General features: G+C 29.3%; 19 protein-coding genes. All 19 read left to right on the top strand.

The features are described 5' to 3' along the window. Positions 1 to 218 precede the first annotated feature (218 nt). The 19 genes from plsY (at position 219) to ABIN73_01470 (ending at position 15689) form a co-directional block, all read left to right on the top strand. Positions 219 to 806, top strand: coding sequence for a glycerol-3-phosphate 1-O-acyltransferase PlsY (gene plsY / locus ABIN73_01560; protein ID MEO0268416.1), 588 nt, complete (start codon positions 219 to 221; stop codon positions 804 to 806). Beyond that, on the top strand, positions 803 to 1645 hold the full coding sequence (locus tag ABIN73_01555) for a glycoside hydrolase family 3 N-terminal domain-containing protein (GenBank protein ID MEO0268415.1): 843 nt from the start codon (positions 803 to 805) through the stop codon (positions 1643 to 1645). Before plsY ends, ABIN73_01555 begins: the two co-directional genes overlap by 4 nt. A gap of 34 nt (positions 1646 to 1679) precedes the next feature. Further along, positions 1680 to 2369 carry a hypothetical protein gene (locus ABIN73_01550; protein MEO0268414.1) on the top strand — a complete coding sequence of 230 codons (690 nt, stop codon included), beginning with the start codon at positions 1680 to 1682 and terminating at the stop codon, positions 2367 to 2369. After that, the gene (locus ABIN73_01545; protein ID MEO0268413.1) at positions 2366 to 3301 is read left to right on the top strand and encodes a Gfo/Idh/MocA family oxidoreductase; all 936 of its coding nucleotides are present in this window, start codon (positions 2366 to 2368) and stop codon (positions 3299 to 3301) included. Before ABIN73_01550 ends, ABIN73_01545 begins: the two co-directional genes overlap by 4 nt. Beyond that, on the top strand, positions 3298 to 3867 hold the full coding sequence (locus ABIN73_01540) for a methyltransferase (protein ID MEO0268412.1): 570 nt from the start codon (positions 3298 to 3300) through the stop codon (positions 3865 to 3867). The genes ABIN73_01545 and ABIN73_01540 overlap by 4 nt, the downstream gene beginning before the upstream one ends. Then, a complete protein-coding gene (lpxB, locus tag ABIN73_01535) occupies positions 3864 to 4940 on the top strand; it encodes a lipid-A-disaccharide synthase (protein MEO0268411.1) in 1077 nt (358 codons plus the stop codon). Before ABIN73_01540 ends, lpxB begins: the two co-directional genes overlap by 4 nt. A gap of 150 nt (positions 4941 to 5090) precedes the next feature. After that, positions 5091 to 5366, top strand: a complete 276-nt coding sequence (locus ABIN73_01530; GenBank protein MEO0268410.1) for an HU family DNA-binding protein — start codon at positions 5091 to 5093, stop codon at positions 5364 to 5366. A 333-nt stretch (positions 5367 to 5699) separates the two neighbouring features. Then, positions 5700 to 6953 carry a ribosome biogenesis GTPase Der gene (gene der / locus ABIN73_01525; GenBank protein ID MEO0268409.1) on the top strand — a complete coding sequence of 418 codons (1254 nt, stop codon included), beginning with the start codon at positions 5700 to 5702 and terminating at the stop codon, positions 6951 to 6953. A gap of 35 nt (positions 6954 to 6988) precedes the next feature. After that, positions 6989 to 8239 carry a cation:proton antiporter gene (locus tag ABIN73_01520; GenBank protein ID MEO0268408.1) on the top strand — a complete coding sequence of 417 codons (1251 nt, stop codon included), beginning with the start codon at positions 6989 to 6991 and terminating at the stop codon, positions 8237 to 8239. Beyond that, complete coding sequence (locus tag ABIN73_01515; GenBank protein MEO0268407.1) at positions 8236 to 8571, top strand: hypothetical protein; 336 nt, start codon at positions 8236 to 8238, stop codon at positions 8569 to 8571. The genes ABIN73_01520 and ABIN73_01515 overlap by 4 nt, the downstream gene beginning before the upstream one ends. 143 nt (positions 8572 to 8714) lie before the next feature. After that, the gene (locus ABIN73_01510) at positions 8715 to 9641 is read left to right on the top strand and encodes a branched-chain amino acid transaminase (protein ID MEO0268406.1); all 927 of its coding nucleotides are present in this window, start codon (positions 8715 to 8717) and stop codon (positions 9639 to 9641) included. Then, positions 9620 to 10096 carry a ribose 5-phosphate isomerase B gene (gene rpiB, locus ABIN73_01505; protein ID MEO0268405.1) on the top strand — a complete coding sequence of 159 codons (477 nt, stop codon included), beginning with the start codon at positions 9620 to 9622 and terminating at the stop codon, positions 10094 to 10096. Before ABIN73_01510 ends, rpiB begins: the two co-directional genes overlap by 22 nt. Continuing rightward, positions 10068 to 10910 (top strand): MBL fold metallo-hydrolase, encoded by an 843-nt coding sequence (locus ABIN73_01500; protein MEO0268404.1) that lies wholly within the window; start codon positions 10068 to 10070, stop codon positions 10908 to 10910. The genes rpiB and ABIN73_01500 overlap by 29 nt, the downstream gene beginning before the upstream one ends. Beyond that, complete coding sequence (hisC, locus tag ABIN73_01495; GenBank protein ID MEO0268403.1) at positions 10891 to 12000, top strand: histidinol-phosphate transaminase; 1110 nt, start codon at positions 10891 to 10893, stop codon at positions 11998 to 12000. The genes ABIN73_01500 and hisC overlap by 20 nt, the downstream gene beginning before the upstream one ends. Beyond that, positions 11981 to 12391: a transcription antitermination factor NusB gene (gene nusB, locus ABIN73_01490; protein ID MEO0268402.1), complete on the top strand. Its 411-nt coding sequence runs from the start codon at positions 11981 to 11983 to the stop codon at positions 12389 to 12391. Before hisC ends, nusB begins: the two co-directional genes overlap by 20 nt. Beyond that, positions 12388 to 13158 carry a metallophosphoesterase family protein gene (locus ABIN73_01485; GenBank protein ID MEO0268401.1) on the top strand — a complete coding sequence of 257 codons (771 nt, stop codon included), beginning with the start codon at positions 12388 to 12390 and terminating at the stop codon, positions 13156 to 13158. The genes nusB and ABIN73_01485 overlap by 4 nt, the downstream gene beginning before the upstream one ends. Then, entirely contained in the window at positions 13155 to 13688 is a 534-nt protein-coding gene (locus tag ABIN73_01480) for a phosphatase PAP2 family protein (protein MEO0268400.1), read from the top strand. Before ABIN73_01485 ends, ABIN73_01480 begins: the two co-directional genes overlap by 4 nt. Further along, the gene (locus ABIN73_01475; protein ID MEO0268399.1) at positions 13688 to 15307 is read left to right on the top strand and encodes a HAMP domain-containing sensor histidine kinase; all 1620 of its coding nucleotides are present in this window, start codon (positions 13688 to 13690) and stop codon (positions 15305 to 15307) included. Before ABIN73_01480 ends, ABIN73_01475 begins: the two co-directional genes overlap by 1 nt. Further along, the gene (locus tag ABIN73_01470; GenBank protein ID MEO0268398.1) at positions 15297 to 15689 is read left to right on the top strand and encodes a response regulator; all 393 of its coding nucleotides are present in this window, start codon (positions 15297 to 15299) and stop codon (positions 15687 to 15689) included. The genes ABIN73_01475 and ABIN73_01470 overlap by 11 nt, the downstream gene beginning before the upstream one ends. Positions 15690 to 15692 lie beyond the last annotated feature (3 nt).

The raw sequence follows: 15692 nt of genomic DNA, 5'->3' as shown, positions 1-15692 counted from the left end.
ATATAGGAAATAAAAAAAAGAAAAAGAAAAATATAAAAAAACCTGTATTTTTTTGAGAAGTTTAAAAATTCCTTAAATTTTAAAAGTGGAGATATTATAAGAAGAATAAACAAAACTGATGAAACTGAAACAGATAAGGGAAAAAAAATGGGAGGTATAATGGAAAAAAATTCTGCAAGGATTTTCATTTTGAAATTATAAAAATTTAGAATAATAAAATGCATTCTAAATTAATTTATTTGATTCTTTCCTACCTTTCAGGTTCTGTTCCATATGGGTTTATATTTGTGAAAATTTTTAAGGGTGAGGATATTAGAAAATTCGGAAGTGGTAATATAGGTGCTACAAATGTTTTCAGGTTTGATAAAAAGATCGGTATTTTAACTCTCATTTTTGATATAAGCAAAGCCTTTTTCCCAACTTTTTTTGCTTTAAGACTTTTTTCCTTTGATTTTGCAAGTTTAGTTGCCTTTTTAACTGTTTTGGGTCATATAACTTCTCCTTTTCTTTTATTTAAAGGTGGAAAGGGTGTTGCCACTTTATTTGGAGCCTTTTTAGCTTTAATTCCTTTTCCCATATTAATAGGTGCTATAGTTTTTTTTACAGTTATTCTTCTATTCAGAATGGTTTCCCTTGGCTCACTTTCTGCTTCTCTTACTGTTTTAATTGTAAGTATATTTATTGAAAACTACCCTCTTTACTTTGATATTTTACTTTTTATAACAGTAGTTTTTATTTTCTTTGCTCACAGGTCAAATATTAAAAGAATAATTGAGGGTAAGGAAAGAAAAATTAGTTTTAGGTGAATCCTTATAAGAATTTTATTATTGGAATTGAAGATTTTGAGGAAGGATTTGAAATTGTTAAAAACATAAAACCTTTTGCTATTTTTTTAAAGAGTTCTTTTAGGAATAAAGATTTAAAAGAAATTAAGGAATTTATAAGAGATTTAAAAAATTTTGCTCAATACGATTTAAAAATTGCCACAGACCAGGAAGGTGGATATGCTTCATGGATTCTTACTGGTTTCCCTTCACCTAAGGAATGGAGCAAAATGCCTTTTATAGAGTTCGAAAAAGATGTAAGAGAAATGGCAAGGAAAATGAAGGATCTGGGTATTGATATAAATTTTGCTCCCTGTGTTGATATTTGTTTTGATAGTGAAAATGAAATTATATGTAAAAAGGGAAGAAGTTTTGGAAATGATCCTAAAATTGTGTCAGAGTATTCCCTTAAATTTTTTAGAATAATGAAGGAAGAAGGAGTTTCTTGCTGTGCTAAGCATTTTATAAACCAGGCAAGAGCAAAGGAAGATCCTCACAGAGAGCTTCCTGTTTCATATTGTTTTCTTTTGGAACTTGAGAAAGATTTTTTCCCCTATAAAGTTTTAATAAAAAATGGTATTGAGTATGTAATGGCTGGATTTATTAAATATGAAAAGATATCAGAACATCCTGTTTTATTCTCTGAATTTTTTTTAAAGGAAATTTTAAGAAAAAAACTCTTATTTAAAGGTAAAATAATAACTGATGATTTATTAATGGGAGGTATAAAAAAATATTACTCTTTAAAGGAAAGTATTGAATTTTCTTTAAAAGCAGGTTGTGACCTTATTTTAATTTCTAAATTTTCAGAAATCTTTTGAAAATTCTATAAGTTTAATCATAAAATTTTTTCATATGAGAAAATTTCTTTTCATTTTTCCAAGTATTTTATTTTCTCTTTCCCTTTCACCAGGAGATTTTCCCTTTGCAAAGAATCTTTCAAGAGGTGAGTTTAAATTTGACATAAGGTTTCAAAAAAAAGGTGGCCTATTATTTTCCCTTGATGCTAGTATCCTTGATAAATTTTCTTTTGGTGTGAGGTACGGAGGACTTGGTATTGTGGGAGATCAAGAAGTAGAGTTTTATCCATTACCAGGTATTAATGTATCTTATCTTCTTATTGAGGAATCTATTTATTTACCTTCTGTTTTATTTGGTATTGAAACACAGGGTTTTGATGAATACTTTGAGTTAACAGAAAGATACTTTGTTAAATCAAGGGGTATTTTTCTTGCTATGAGTAAGGATTTAAATATTTTAAGTGGATTTATTTTAAATGGAGGAATAAATAGAACCTTTGAAACCAAGGATGAAAAAAATGGAATGGATGTTTTTTCTTCCCTTATTTTAAATTTTTCCCCTGAATTTTCAATATTTTCAGAATATTCCTTTGGTTTTAATGATCCAATTCACGAAAACGGGATTTTTAATGCTGGGTTCTTTTTTAATCTTCAGGATCAATTTTTCTTTTCTTTTTCTTTCAGAGATCTTTTATCAGATAACCATATAAGAACCTTTTCTGTTGGTTATAAAGGGTACCTTTGAGAAAGCTTAAAGTCGGGGTAATTGGTGTTGGTTATCTCGGCTCAATTCATGCTAAGTTATTAAAGGAAATTGAAGAAGCAGAACTTATCGGAGTTTATGATATAAGGGAGGAAAGGACAAAGGAGGTTGCAAGAGAGCTTTCAGTTTATCCTGCTAAAACTCCCTATGATCTTATGGAAAAAGTTGAGGCTATAACCTGTGCTGTTCCCACACTTAATCATTATGAAGTTGGTTTAATGGTTTTAAAGAATAATAGGCATTTATTTATGGAAAAACCTTTAACAACTAAAATAAGTGAAGCAAAAAGACTTATAAAGGAAGCGGAAAGTAGAAATCTAATTTTGCAGGTTGGATTTGTTGAAAGGTTAAACCCTGGTATTTTGAGTGTAAGGGATATAATAAAAAATCCAATGTTTATTGAGGCAGAGAGACTATCTACCTTTGTGGGAAGGGGAACAGATGTGGATGTAATTCTTGATCTTATGATTCACGATATAGATCTTCTCTTTATTTTTAAAGAATCAATAATTAAGAAAGTAGATGCAGTTGGTGTGCCTGTTATAACTGATAAGATTGATATTGCAAATGTGAGGATAGAATTTGAGGATGGCTCTGTTTGTAATTTAACAGCTTCAAGGATTTCAAGGGAGCCTTTCAGAAAAATCAGGTTTTTCCAGAAGGATACATATATATCAGTTGATTTAAAGGAAAAGGATGCACAGGTATATATAAAGAGAAATTCTCAGATTTTGCCCTATCCTGTTGATGTTATAAATATCAATCCACTTAAAGAAGAATTAAAAAGTTTTGTAAGAGCTTGCTTATATAAGGAAAAAGTTCTGGTTGATGGCAGAGAAGCTTTAAAAAGTTTAAAGCTTGCACTCAGAATAAAGAAAATAATTGAAAATAACTTAAAGAGGATAAAATTTTGAAAAAGATTGGTAAATTTCTTTACAAAAATAGGGATAAAACAGGAATACCCTTTTTTATAATAATTTTATTTTTTGTAAATCCTAATGTAAAAAATTTTTTTCTTTCACTTCCTCTTTTAATTTTAGGTGAGCTTTTGAGAATTTACAGTTTAATGTATGCAGGTGAAGCTACAAGAGCAAAAGATCTTAAAGCTAGCTTTCTTGTCACAGGTGGTCCTTATGCTTTTTTAAGAAACCCAATATATCTTGGAAATTTTTTCATATCCCTTTCTATTATGATTTTTTATAACCCCCCCATATATTTCTTTTTACTTTTTATCTTTCTCTTTTTCCTTCAGTATTTTCTTATAGTTCTTGAGGAAGAAAATTTTCTTGAAAAGGAATTTGGAGAAGAATACAGAATTTATAAAAAAAATACATACAGATTTTTTCCAAAATTAAAACCTTATTCAAAAAGGACAAGAAAGTTATATAATTTTTTTGAAGTTTTTAAATTTGAAAAATCAACTATTTTTTTAATTCTTTTTCTTATTCTTTTAGGTTTTTTGATAATTTATTTAAAATGAAAATACTTTTTGTAGCCGGTGAAATTTCTGGTGATAAGAATGCTTCTTATTTAATTGAAAAGATTTTAGAAAAAAGAAAAGATATTGAGATTTTTGCCTATGGCGGTAAAGAAATGGAGAAAAAAGGTGCTGTTCTTATAAAAGATATAACAGAAAAAGCAGTTGTTGGATTTACAGAAGCAATAGGTATAGTAGGCTTTTTTAAAAATTTACTAAAAGAAATTATATACTTTGTTATAAAAAATGATATAAAAAAAATAATTCTTGTTGATTTTCCTGGTTTCAATTTGATTCTTGCAAAACATTTAAAGAAAATAAAAAGGGAAGTTTTTTACTATATTCCCCCTCAGGTCTGGGCCTGGGGCTCTTGGAGAATAAGGGATTTAAGAAGATATACTGACAGGGTTTTATCAACCTTTCCTTTTGAAGCAGACTTTTTAAGAAAAAAGGGGGTTCCCGCTTTTTTTGTAGGCACTCCTATTGCAGAAAGAATTAATTGGAATTTAAATAAAGAAAAATGGATTATCTTCCTTCCAGGCTCAAGAAAAAAAGAAATAAAAAGACATATTATTGATATGATAAAAATAAGGGATTATATAGAAGAAGATTTTAAAGACTATAAATTTTTAATATCCATTATTTATCCTGAAAAAGAGATTTTAGAGAAGATAAAAAATAAGTTTGAAGTTATAGATAAGGATCCAACCCCTTATATAGAAAAATCTAAATTTGCTATAACAGTTAGTGGTACAGCTTCTCTTGAATGTGCCCTTGCAGGGACTCCTATGGTTGTAATTTATAAGGTATCAGAACTCACATATTACCTTGCCAGAATTTTAACAAAAGTTCCCTATGTGTCTCTTGTTAACATAATAAGTGGAAAGAAAATAATACCTGAATATATTCAACATATAAAACTTAAAGATATAAGAGATTTTTTAGTTTCACTTTCTCAGGATGAAAAAAAATTAGAAAGAATTTTGTGTGAACTTGAAACGATAAGAAAAATACTCTCTAACAATGAAAAATTTAATCCAGTTTATTTAATACTAAATAGTATAAATGGAAAATAGTATTTATAATGGTTTTAAAAAATAATTTTTGAAAATGTGTTCTTTCAACATTAAGACTTGACAAATCTTTTCTTTTATGTTATAATTAAATATGAACCCGGGGGACGGAAAATCTTTAAAATCAAAAAAAAAACAAAAAGGAGGTAAAATATGAATAAAGCTGAACTTATCGACCATGTTGCCAGTAAGGCAAAAATAGCAAAAAAAGCCGCAGCAGCGGCTGTTGATGCTTTTATTGATGCAGTAAAACAAACCCTTAAAAAGGGAGATGAGTTAAGACTTGTTGGATTTGGAACTTTTGGAGTTAAAAAGAGAAAACAGAGAAAAGGAAGAAATCCAAGAACAGGGGCAGAAATAACAATTCCTGCCCAGAAGGTTCCTTTCTTCAGACCTTCTTCAGAGCTTAAAAACCTTGTAAAGAAGTAATATAATTAGAAAACCGTCCCCCGGTTCTAAAATCTTCTACTTTATTATATTTTTCCTATTTCCTTATTTAATTTCCTTATTTTTGCCTCTTTATTTAAGAGAAATAAGATTTTTTTCTCTTTTTGTTTCATTTTTTTTGTTTTTTTATTCCCTTCTATTTTTAGAAAATTTTCCCTTATATAGGTTTTATAAAAAAATTATTAATGAGGAGAAGTTTTTATATATAATAAAATTTTCAACTCTTTCTCTTTCTGCTGTTATTTTTAACATTTCTTTTAAAAATTTTTATATTTCTCTTTTTTTCCTTGTTATTTCTTTTTATTATATTAAGAAGTGAAAAAAATTCCCTTTTTTGTAATTATAGGAAGGGTTAATGTAGGAAAGAGCACCCTTTTTAATTCAATAGTTGGCAAAAATATAGCTGTAACCCACAGGTTACCTGGAATTACAAGGGATATTTTAAGAAAGAGAGTTGTATATGATGACAATATTTTTGAGGTTTGTGATACAGGTGGTCTTTTTGGTCCTGAGGATGAGTTAAAAGAAGAGGTAAAATCAAAGGTTTTCAAAATAATAGATGAGGCTGACCTTTTTCTCTTTGTAGTTGACGCTAAGGAAGGTTTAACAGAGGGAGATAAAGAGATCATGAATTTGCTGAGAACTAAAAATAAACCAATCTATCTTATCATAAATAAAATAGATGCTAAAGATAAAAATCTTCTTGATTTTTATGAACTTTCAATACCTCAAGAGAAAATTTTTAAAATATCAGCTACTCAAAAGTGGGGTATTTCAGAGTTAATTGAAAGTCTAATTAAAGAGTTCCCCTGTAAGGAAAGTGAAGAGAAAAAAATTCCTGTAACAATAATCGGAAGACCAAATGTGGGGAAGTCCTCACTCTTAAATTCCCTTATAGGAGAAGATTATGCTATTGTATCACCTGTTCCAGGAACAACAAGGGACCCTGTTGAAGCTTTTAAAGATGAATTTATATTTATTGATACTGCAGGAATTAGAAAAAAATTTAATAATGATCTTGAATATTTTTCCTATGTAAAAACATCTCACTCTATTGATTACTCATTAATTGTCATATTTGTAATAGATATCCGTGAACCCTTTACAAAAATTGAAAGAAAAATTTTTTCATTAATTGAGGAAAAGGGTAAAGGTATAATTATTGCTTTGAATAAGATTGATCTTTTAAAAGAAAAAGAAATTGAAAAAATTTATAAGGATTTAAAGGAAATCTATCCCTATATTTCTTATGTTCCCATAATCCTCGTTTCTGCAAAAGAAAAGCTCGGAATTGATACTCTTTATTTAACTATAAGAAATGTCTGGAAAGAGATGAATAGAGTAATTAAAAAATCGTTTCTTAAAAAATTTTTGTCAAAAGTTGTGAAGGAAAATCCACCTCCTTTTTTTATTAAGGATATAAGAGAGAAAAGCAAAATTCCCAGAGTTTATGAAGTTATTTCAGAGGATTATTTGCCAACTTATTATATAAGATATATAAAAAATCAGTTGAGGAAAGATTTTGGTTTAATGGGGGTACCTTTAAAAATTTTGAATACTCTATATTGAAAATTAATAATTTTTAATAATAAAATTAAAGATTAATGGAATCTAATCTGGCTGAAATTGCCTTCCATCTTGTGGCTCAGATCTCTGTAATAATATTTTTTGCTAAAATAGGTGGTGAAATTTTTGAAAGATTTTTTAAGCAACCTGCTGTTCTCGGTGAACTTTTAGCAGGAGTCTTAATAAGTCCATTTTTTCTTGGTAAGCACATAAATTTACCTCATGCATCCCCCCTCTTTCCCTTGGTTAATTCAAATATACTTGGTATATCACCTGAACTTTACTCTCTTGCCCAGGTTTCTGTAATAATACTCCTTTTTATTTCAGGGGTTGAAACAGAACTTTCCCTTTTCTTAAGGTATTCTTTACCTGCCTTTATAGTAGCAGCAGGAGGAGTTATTTTCCCTTTTTTCCTTGGTAACCTTTTTACAATCTGGTTTGGTTTTGCTGATTCCTTCATGAGTCCGGAGAGTCTTTTTATGGGTGCCATTTTAACAGCCACATCCGTTGGAATAACAGCAAGAATTTTATCTGATCTCGGGAAGATTAATACTCCTGAGGGTGTTACAATACTTGCAGCTGCTGTTGTAGATGATGTTCTGGGGATTTTGGTTCTTACCATTGTAATCAGCATAATAGATATGGGTCATGTTTCAATAAATAAAGCAATCTTTATTACCTTTAAAGCAATATCCATCTGGCTTATAATTCTTATTGTTGGGATATTGATAGCAAAACCTCTCACAAAAATTTTAAAAAAACTTAAATCAGAGGGAGCTTGGCTTTCTATAATTCTTGCTCTTACTTATTTTGCCTCTTATCTTGCTGAATCCTTTGGACTTGCTATGATAATTGGAGCTTATGCAATTGGTCTTGCCTTTTCAACTACAGAATTGAAGGAAGAAATTATTGAAGATTTAAAAGGTGTTTACCACTTTCTTGTTCCTATATTCTTTGTTGTTATGGGTATGCTTGTTGATTTAAATTCAATGGGGAAATCAATTTTATTTGGTATTGTAATTACATTTATTGCAATTATAACAAAGATTTTTGGTTGTGGAATCCCTGCTCTATTAATAAGATTCAATTTTATTGGAGCATTAAGGGTTGGAACAGGTATGATACCAAGGGGTGAAGTTGCACTCATTGTGGCTGGAGTTGCTCTTTCAAGGGGTGCTATAACTCATGATATTTACGGAGTTAGTGTAATGGTAACAGCAGTTACAACTTTTCTTGCCCCAATTTTGCTTGTTCCTATTTTAAAAATAAGAAAAGAAGGAATAAGATGAAAGAATTAAAATTTAAAGGAAAAGATAATTTTATATCAGGTTTTTTTGAAGTTTTTAAGAATAATTTGGAAAAAAGAGGATTTAAAAAAATTCTTGATACACATACTGAAAAAGAAAAGATAATTGAATATGAGAAGAAAAAAGATAAGATTGTTGTGGAAATAAAAGATATAGAACCTTTTGAATCAGAATTAAAAATTTCTGGGGAAAATATTGATTTTATTATTTATGAATCCCTTAAAGTTTATATTAAAGAAAATATTTTGCCAATTATAAGGTATATCAGTTTTGAAAAAGCAAAAAAATTTGAGGATTTTTTGGAAAGTCTATGATTTGTTTTATTATATTTAGAAAAGGAAAGCAAGGAGAAGAAATTAATAAAATATCAATTTTAAAGTGCATTTTAAGGAGGGGTTTTAATGTTTTTTTTAAAAAATATAGCGGGTTAAATTCCCTATAAACAATTTTTTAAAAAATGGCTGGATTAAAGGAAGCAAAATATATATGGATGAATGGTGAATTTGTGCCATGGAAAGATGCAAAGATACATGTATTAACACATGCTCTTCATTATGCCTCTTCTGTCTTTGAAGGAATAAGGTGTTATAAAACAAAAAAAGGCTCATTTATTTTCAGATTAAAAGAACATATTAGGAGACTTTTTGATTCTGCTAAAATATACAGAATGGAAATACCTTACTCCATGGAAGAAATCATGAATGCCTGTAAAGAGACAGTTATTAAAAATGATTTATCTGAATGTTATATAAGACCAATTGTTTATAGGGGGTATCATTCTCTGGGTGTTAACCCTCTTGATTGTCCTGTTGAAGTTGCCATTGCAGTGTGGGAATGGGGTAAATATTTAGGTCCCGAGGCTCTTGAAAAAGGTGTTGATGTGATGGTTTCTTCCTGGACAAGAATAGCACCAAATACTGTTCCACCTCTTGCTAAAGCTTCTGGAAATTATGCAAATGGACAGCTTATTAAAATGGAAGCAGTTTTATATGGATTTTCAGAAGGGATTGCTCTTGATGCAATGGGATTTGTTTCAGAAGGTTCTGGAGAAAACATATTTGCTGTAAGGGACGGAATAATTTATACTCCTTTTCTTGATGCTTGCATTTTACCTGGTATAACAAGGGATACAGTAATAAGACTTGCTCGTGATGCTGGTTATGAAGTTAGAGAAGTTATGTTACCAAGAGAATTTCTTTATATAGCTGATGAAGTTTTCTTTACAGGAACTGCTGCAGAGATTACACCCATAAGAAGTATTGATAAAATGATAATAGGTAAAGGTGAAAGAGGTCCTGTAACAAAGCATCTTCAGGAACTATTTTTCAGTTATGTAAATGGCGAGGTAGAGGATAAATACGGATGGCTGACGCCTCTAAAATAAAAATTGCTATTGGTGCTGATCACAGGGGTTTCAAAATAAAAGAAATTATAAAAAAACTTTTAAAGGAAAAAGACTTTGAAGTAATTGATCTCGGAAGTTTTTCAGAAGAATCATCTGATTATCCTGACTTCGCAATAAGAGTCGGAGAAGAAATAAAGGAAGGTAAAGCTCATTTTGGAATCCTTGTATGTATGACAGGAATCGGAATGATGATTGCTGCTAATAAGGTGAAGGGAATAAGAGCTGCTTTATGCAGGGATGAAGAAGATGCTTATCTTGCAAGAGCTCATAATGATGCAAATGTTTTAGCTCTCGGCTCAAAGAATTTTAAAGATGAGGAGGAATTAAAAAGGATTGTCCTTAAATTTGTTGAAACTCCTTTTGAAGGTGGAAGACACGAGAGAAGGGTTAAAAAAATTTTGGATTATGAAAATTGTCCCACTGGGAGCAGATAGTCTTGGAACAAGATCTTTTTCTCTTTTCATTGAAACTGGTGATTTAAAAATTATAGTTGACCCATCCTGTGCCCTTGCACCGAGAAGAAATAATTATCCTCCTTCTCCCCTTGAAATTAAAAAGTTAAATGAAACTTACAGAAAAATAAGGGAGCATGTTAAGGAGAGTGATATTGTGATAATTACCCATTATCATAATGACCATTTTCCTTTTTTTGATACAGATATTTTTATAAATAAAAGACTTCTTATAAAGGATTATAAAAGAGATATGAATCATATGCAGATTATCCGTGCAAAAAGATTTATAGAAGATTTAGAAAAAAGAGGTATTAAATACTTTTTTGCTGATTCAAAGGATTTTATTTTTGGAAAGACAAAAATAACTTTTTCTAATGGACTTTGGCATGGTAAAGAAAAAAAACAAGGTAAAGTTATAGGATTTTTTTTAGAGGAAGAGGAAAAAGTTTTTTATTCCTCGGACACACAGGGTTTATGGGATTTAAACTTAAAAGATTTTTTAAGGGGTAAAAGAATTGATTATTTTTTTCTTGATGGTCCCTCCCTATATCAAAGTAAAAAAAAGGATATAGAAGAATTTATAAATGATCTATCGGATTTTTTAAAGGAAAATGAAAAGAGCAAAGTAATAATTGACCATCATTTTATAAGAGATTTGGGTTATAAGGATTACATTAAAAAATTAAAAGAAATTTTTGGTGAAAGAATTTTAACCTGTGCTATGTTTTCAGGGGAAGAGGATTCCCCTTTGGAAAGCTTAAGGAGGGAATATTATGAAGGAAAAAATTTGTAAATTAATCAAAGAGCATTTAGTTGACCTTACACCTTATGAGCCAGGAAAACCAATAGAAGAGGTTAAAAGGGAACTTGGTCTTTCTGAAGTTATAAAATTAGCATCAAATGAAAATCTTTATGGAGTTTCTCCAATTGCTTTAAAAGCTATGAGAAAATTTTTAAGGGAAATGAATTATTATCCTGATGATACCTCATACTATTTAAGAAAAAAAATTGCAGAAAAACACAATGTTAGTGAAGATGAAGTGCTTATAGGTAATGGTTCAGTTGAACTTCTTTACTATATTGGTATGGCTTTTATTGATAATAAAGTTTCAGTCATTTTTAATACTGGTTCTTTTCCAATGTATAAAATAGTTTCAAAAATTTTCAATGCTAAAATTATTGAAGTTCCTTTAAAAGAAGAAAATTTGGCCTGTGACCCTGTTAAAATTGCAGAAAATTTAAAAGATGATACGAAAGTTATATTTTTAGCAAATCCAAATAACCCTACTGGAACAAGTTTTTCCCATGAAGAAGCTTTATATCTTTTAAAAAAGGTGAAAGAAGATACTCTTGTTATATTTGATGAAGCTTACAATCATTTTGTAGAAAGTAAAGATTTCCCCGATAGTATGAAGCTTTACAGAGAATATGAAAATCTTATAATTATAAGGACACTTTCAAAGGCTTATGGACTAGCAGGTTTAAGAATTGGATATTTACTTGCAAGACCAGAAATAATAAATGCCCTTTTAAAAGTTAAAATTCCTTTTAATGTGAATAGATTAGCTCAAATTGTAGCTCTTTATGCTCTTGATGATGAAAAATTTTTAGAAAAATCAAGAAAAAGGATTAAAAAGGAAAAGGAATTTTTATACAGGAATTTTGATAAAATGAACCTATTTTATTTAAAATCAGATACCAATTTTATTTTTGTAAGGTTTAATATGGATGAAAGAAAAATTTATGAGGAACTTCTTAAAAGAGGCATAATAACAAGACCTTTACCAAGGAGTATTTTTCCAAATTCTTTAAGAATTACGGTTGGAAGAAGAAAGGATAACATAAAACTTATTAAAGCCCTTCATGAAATCCTTAAGAATTAGATTCAAGAAAAAAACTAAGGCAAGACTTTTGGCTATAAATTTACTTTATAGATTTGAGCTTTTAGGAGATAACCCCCTTGAATTGATTGAGAAAGAAAAAGGTGAAGAGAGTTCTCTTGCACGGGAATATTTAGAAAAAATTTTAAAAAATTTAAATGTTATAGATGATTTAATAAAAAAAAATTTAAAAAACTGGGATTTTGAGAGGATTTTACCCTATGAAAAATCAATATTGAGGTTTGGAGTGGGTGAAATACTTTTTTATCCAGATACTCCTTTAAATGTTATAATTGAAGAACTTTTAAAAATTGCCAATAGATTTATAGATGAAAATGCGGTTAAATTTATAAACGGTGTCCTTGATAGTATTGGGAAATCTATAAGAAAATGAGGTATCTTGTAATTTCTGATATACATTCTAATTATGAAGCCTTAAGCAAAGTAATTGAAGTGGCTAAAAAAGAAGGTTACGATGAGATTTTATGCCTGGGTGATATAATAGGTTACGGAGCTGATCCAAATTTATGTACCGATTTTATAAGGGAAAATTCAAAACTTACTGTTTGTGGTAACCATGATTACTCTTTGATAAATTATGAAGAAAGAAATAACCTTAATGAGTATGCGTTAAAAGCAATTGAGTGGACTGAAAAAGTTTTAACATATGAGAACAGAAAATTCATAGAAAAATTGAATTTTAAGGAAGAAGTTAATGAGGAAATTGATATTGTTCATACAGCCCCTTCAGAGCCAGAGTCCTTTATATATATCTTTTCTCTTGAAGAGGCAATTTTTGAATTTCAAAGTATAGATAAGAGAATTACCTTTTTTGGTCACTCCCACATACCAGTGATTTTTAAAAGAAAAAAGGAAGGAGAATATCAAAAATTTGGGTTTCAGGATATTTTTTATGAAAATAAAAAGGATTTTTTTATTTTTAAATTTTCTTTGGAAAAGGATACAGATTATCTTATTAATCCAGGCAGTGTTGGTCAACCGAGAGATGGTGATCCAAGAGCTTCTTTTTTAATTTTTGATTTAGAAAAAAAAGAGATTATGTTTTACAGGGTTTTATATGATGTTGAAAAAGCAAGAAAAAAGATAATTGAAGCTGGTTTGCCACAATTTTTAGGTGATAGGCTTCTTTACGGAAGATGATTCTTTTAATTTTTTTAATTTTTGATAATTCCTTTGATAGAAGTGTAAGGGATATCTTTCAGAGGAACAGAACCCCTTTTCTTGATAAAACTTTTTTAGTTATAACGGAAAGTGCTGATAAGGATTTTTTCCTTTTAACTCATGTTTTACTTTCCACTCTTTTTTCAGAACATGAAAGGGATGACGCAAAGCTCTCTTTTATTGGAGTAAGCTCTGTTTCTTTTTTTACACTTTTGATTAAATATATTACAAGAAGGGAAAGACCTTCGGGTGGAAATGGAAACCCTTTCAATTCTTCCTTTCCCTCAGGCCATGCATCCGGTTCTTTTGCTTTTTCCTATATTTTATCTAAAAGGCATAAAAATTTAACTATTCCACTTTTTTTATGGTCAAGTCTTGTTGGAGTTTCACGAATATACTTGGATAGACACTGGGCAACAGATGTTTTAGCAGGTTCACTTCTTGGTATTTCTTTTGGTATAATTATAATGAAATACGAAAGTAATTTATTAAAATTTAAAATTAAATAATGGATACAGGAATTCTCCTTTCTTTTTTAAAAGAGATTTCAGCAGAGACTGATCTTGAAAGGGTTAGGAGATTCCTTGATGCTTTTTTAAGGAATTTTTTTAAAGGTTATTTATCCTTTGATGTATTTATTGGTGAAAAAGAAGAAGAGATAAAGCCTTTATTCAGAAAGTATGAGAATGAAAATAAAATTAAGGATTTTCTTTTCGGTTTAAAGGAGGCTACCCTTTATCCAGTGGGGAGTACTCCTTTTAATGAAATTACAGGTCCAGAGTGTAATTACCTTTTTTATTTTCCTTTTTATCACTTTGGAAAACTTTTTGGTTTTATATTGATTGATTTCAGGGATAATCTTTCAGAGGAGGTTTTTAATGACCTTAAACTCCTTTCCTCCTTTATAGGTCCTTTATTTTTTTCTTCTTACTTACATAAAAAGAGGAAAGAATCAATAGAAAGGCTTGAATTGAGTTATGACCTTGTTCTATTTTCAACAAGGGTTTTAGATGAAGATAGGCTTCTTGAATATGTTATAAAAAATATTTACGAAAATATTCAAGATATTGAATCTGTGTGTTTTTACAGGGTTAAGGGTAATGTTTTAATTCCGGTTATGTTCAGGGGTAAAAGGGAGTTTGAGATATTAAATATAGAGTTTTCTTTTCCAGGCGAAGCAATTAAGAAAATGAAAACAGTTTTAAAAGAAAGGGAACTTGCAATACTTGTCCCTACAAAGGATTTTGTTCATGGTGTTCTTTATATAAAAAGGAAAAGGGGAATTTTTGATGAAGAAGAAATTAAAACCTTTGAGATGATTTCAAATACTTTATCTATTGCAATTGAAAATATAAATTTTATAAAGGAAATAAGGGAAAGAAAGGAAACGCTTGAAGAGGAAATCAAATATCTTGTTGAAAGAAGATCTCAGGAAGAGAAGATGGCTTTTATAGGAAAAGTAACAGCAGGATTAATTCATGAACTTAAGAATTTAATTTCAGGAGTTTTGGGGGTTAGTGAAATAATAGAGTTAAAGGTTAAGGATGAAAAAATTAAAGAACTTATAAAAGCATTAAAGGAAGAAGGAGAGATAATGAACTATATTTTAATATCTCTACTTGAAATATCAAAACCTTTCAAACTCAATATAACTTTAAACTTTTTAAATGAAATTGTTCAAAAAATAGTCTCAATTTCCCATTTTTTTGTTAAAGGTAAAAATATAGAGTTTTTTATAGATATACCTGATGATATAAAATTACTTTGTGATGAGATAAAGTTTGAACTTACCCTTTTAAATCTTATTAAGAATTCAATTGAAGCAATTGAAAAGGAGGGTAAAATTTTTATTAATTTTAAAAAGAATAAGGATTTTGTTCTTGAAATTGAAGATACTGGTAAAGGAATAGAGAGTAAATATTTAGATAAAATTTTTGAACCCTTTTTTACTACAAAGGAAAAAGGAGCAGGACTTGGACTTTCTTTTGTAAAAAAAGTAATAGAAGCTCATGGATTTACTATTGATGTTTCAAGTATAATAGGAAAAGGAACAAAATTTATGATTCATATTCCGGAAAAATTTATAAAAGGTTCAAACCCTATTATTAATAAAAAATATGAAACCTGAAAAAAGAATTTTAATTGTAGAAGATGAAAAAGTGCTCGGGATGACTCTTTATGATATACTCTTTTCAGCAACAGGAACTTTTGAAGTTGTTCTATGTGAAACTGCTGAAGAGGGTTTAGAAAAGATTAAGGAAAAAAAGTTTGACCTTATAGTTTCGGATTTAAAACTTCCCGGGCATATGAACGGAATGGATCTTTTGAAGGCTGCAAAGGAAATAAGCCCTGATACTCACCTAATTTTAATGACTGCTTATGGTTCAGATGCTGTAAGAAAGGAAGCTGAAAATATTGGTGTTGAGGCATACTTTGAAAAACCCTTTAAACTGAAAGAGTTTCTCTCAAGAGTTCTTAAAATTCTCGGGGTTGAAATAAAAAAGGAGTAAAAA

It is taken from the genome of candidate division WOR-3 bacterium (assembly GCA_039804025.1).
Lineage (GTDB): Bacteria > Hydrothermota > Hydrothermia > Hydrothermales > JAJRUZ01 > JBCNVI01.
Note: the sequence above shows the minus strand (reverse complement) of the source record. Positions and strands in the feature narration are given on the sequence as shown.